Raw genomic sequence first — 2,907 nt, 5'->3', positions numbered from 1 at the left:
GGAGCATTCGGCTGTTAACCGAAGGGCTGGAGGTTCGAGTCCTCTCCGTGGAGCCACTTTGAATGTAGGAGGTTGCAAAAGCAGCCTCTTTTTTATTGCTTGTTTTCACATAAGTTTATTTCCTAATATAAATATGTTAAAATAAAATATTAGAACATCTAAAATGGAGGAATATAAAAGAAGAATGAAGGAATTAAAAATTTATTATTAAGGACAAATACGTTAAAAAATAAGTTAATAATAAATAGTATACTTTTAGGTATAGTACACAGTTTGTTATAGCATATAGAATAATGATAATGAAAGCTGATTTAATACGTGGATATGCACTACATAAATATAATGAAAAGAGATATATAATGATAATTATTTTATTAATAGTTATAATTAACTTATATATAATAGATAGGTTTGTTAAGTCTGAACCAAATTATGGCGGTTAAAAGAAGAGAAAAAGATATAATTCTAAATGGAGATACAATTTTTCAAACTGGGGATATTGTAACCATTCTTTCTACGGAAGAATGCTCGTGCAAATATAAAATGTTGTTGATAGAAAAAGCAACAAATAATACTTTAATACATAGTTTTGGAGGCAAAGATATGGAACAAATCTTAAAAAAATTGAAATTCTTTTCTACTCTTGATGATGAGAGTCTAAAAACACTATCAAAAATTTTAGTAGAAAGAGAATATAAAAAGGGATGTAACATATTTGTGGAAGGGGAAAAGGCACAGGCTGTTTATGTAGTTAAAAAAGGAAAAGTAAAGATATATAAAACAAGTCAAGATGGGAAAGAACATATAATTCATATTATGACTGACGGAGAAGTGTTTGCAGAATCTTGTATATTTGAAGTTTGTCCATATCCAGCAAGTGCCGATGCCATTGAGGATACTATTGTATATGTAATAGATAATAAAAAACTTGAAGAAGTTCTTGAAAAGCATCCAAAGATAGCAGTTGAACTTGTAAAGATTATGGCAAAAAGATTAAGGATGGTTGCAGTTCAGATTGAAAATCTTTCTCTAAAGGATTCAACTCAAAAGACTGCCACATTAATAATGCATCTTTTTAAAATTAAAGGTGTAGAGATAAAGGAAGGTGCAAAAATTCAGTTAGATATTTCAAGAACGGACATGGCAAATATGGTTGGATTAACTCGAGAAACATTAACAAGATCACTCTTTAAGTTCAAAAGCGAAGGAATAATTGATATAGATGGTAAGGAACTTACAATAATTGATTTAGATACTCTTAAAGACTTAACTTAATTAGTTTGTATATAAACAATTAAAAATAAAGATTGATCAGCCCCATATAAAGGATTTAAAGGTATGCATTTTAAAGACTGTTAATTAATCTGGAAATCCTTTATTGGGGATTTTTTATACTTATAGTATTGTTATTTCTATTTTGTATTATGTTTAAAGTATCTCAGTTTTTTATTCTACTTTGATGAGTTTCTATCATATACAGGAGTGTCATCAATGTTGCTGAATAAATTTATTTACACTCAAGGGGTTGTTCTACTAAGCTTATTGTTTAGATAGTTAATTTTTTATACATTAGTATTTTTTTATTATCTGTTATTAGAAGCAGATGGCTTGTATCAAATAATTGTTAAAAATATTGTACCCTAATATAAAGTTTTGAGTAGTATATTAAGGGAAAATATAAGGTGAAGCAATATCTACTAAAAAGTTGATTAAATGGCATTAATAATTAAAACTATTATCAATTGAAAATAATTAATTTCATTTATTTAAGTTGATATTTCATTATTTAGAGCATAAAATTTATTATGTAACTTATTTCAATTGAAAAGGAAGTGAAATAAATGGAAAGAGAAAAAATAGGTACGCAAGTATCTTGGATTACAATAGCAATAAATACTTTTTTATGTATATTTAAAATAATTGCAGGTATAGTAGGTAAGAGTGGAGCAATGTTAGCCGACGGTGTGCATACTTTATCTGATATTTTAGCTACATTTGTTGTAATATTAGGTCTTAAAGTTTCATCAAAGCAGGAGGATGATGAACATCCTTATGGACACGAAAAATTTGAACCGGTATTTGCTAAGATAATTAGTATTATATTAATAATAACTGGATTTATGATTGGCTATGAAGGTATAGCAAAACTAATTTCAGGTGATATAGCTACACCTGGTAAAATTGCTCTAATTGCAGCGTTACTATCAATAGTAGTTAAGGAAGGTATGTATTGGTATACGATTATAGTTGCAAAAAAAATAAAGAGCTTATCTATGGAGGCTGATGCTTGGCATCATCGTTCAGATGCTTTCTCTTCAGTTGGAACATTTATTGGTATATTTGCAGCAAGAATGGGATATAGTTTTTTTGATCCGTTAGCTGCACTTATTGTGAGCTTTTTCATTATTAAGGTTGGAGTAGAGTTTTATGTAAAGGCAACTAAAGAATTAGTTGATGAGTCAGCAGATAAAGAGACTTGTAAAAAAATAAGAGAATTGACTTTATCGGTTGCTGGAGTAGAGGGAATTAAAAATCTAAAAACAAGAATCTTTGGGCATAGAATATATGTTGATTTAGAAATTTTAGTAGATGAAAACTTAACGGTTAGGGATGGACACCAAATAGCAGAGGATGTTCACGATGTTTTAGAGAACAGTATTGAAAACATAAAGCACTGTATGGTACATGTTGAGCCTAATATTATAGAAGAATTACAACACAACCTGGAGTGTTGAAATAAGAAAAAGTAAGTAATATTATAAAAAGAGAAGAAATAACGATATAAATTAAAAATTTCTTCTCTTTTTCTTTATTAGATTTATAAATCACGTGTTAATATATAAAAGTCGTCGCGAGGGCGACGAAATAAAAAAAATAGTTGACATAATAAAAAAGACGTGATAATAT

At 28.4% G+C, this 2,907-nt stretch carries 3 protein-coding genes; all 3 read left to right on the top strand.

The features are described from left to right. The first annotated feature begins 299 nt into the window (after positions 1-299). Entirely contained in the window at positions 300-443 is a 144-nt protein-coding gene (locus tag BUB63_RS13685; RefSeq protein ID WP_156897914.1) for a hypothetical protein, read from the top strand. Positions 444-603: 160 nt separating this feature from the next. Further along, entirely contained in the window at positions 604-1,275 is a 672-nt protein-coding gene (locus BUB63_RS12865) for a Crp/Fnr family transcriptional regulator (protein ID WP_073250377.1), read from the top strand. A gap of 566 nt (positions 1,276-1,841) precedes the next feature. Further along, a complete protein-coding gene (locus BUB63_RS12860; protein ID WP_073250373.1) occupies positions 1,842-2,735 on the top strand; it encodes a cation diffusion facilitator family transporter in 894 nt (297 codons plus the stop codon). Positions 2,736-2,907 lie beyond the last annotated feature (172 nt).

Origin of the sequence: Caloramator proteoclasticus DSM 10124 (assembly GCF_900129265.1) — a bacterium.
GTDB lineage: Bacteria > Bacillota > Clostridia > Clostridiales > Caloramatoraceae > Thermobrachium > Thermobrachium proteoclasticum.
The sequence above is the reverse complement of the archived record's forward strand: the minus strand, read 5'-3'. Positions and strand labels throughout refer to the sequence as shown.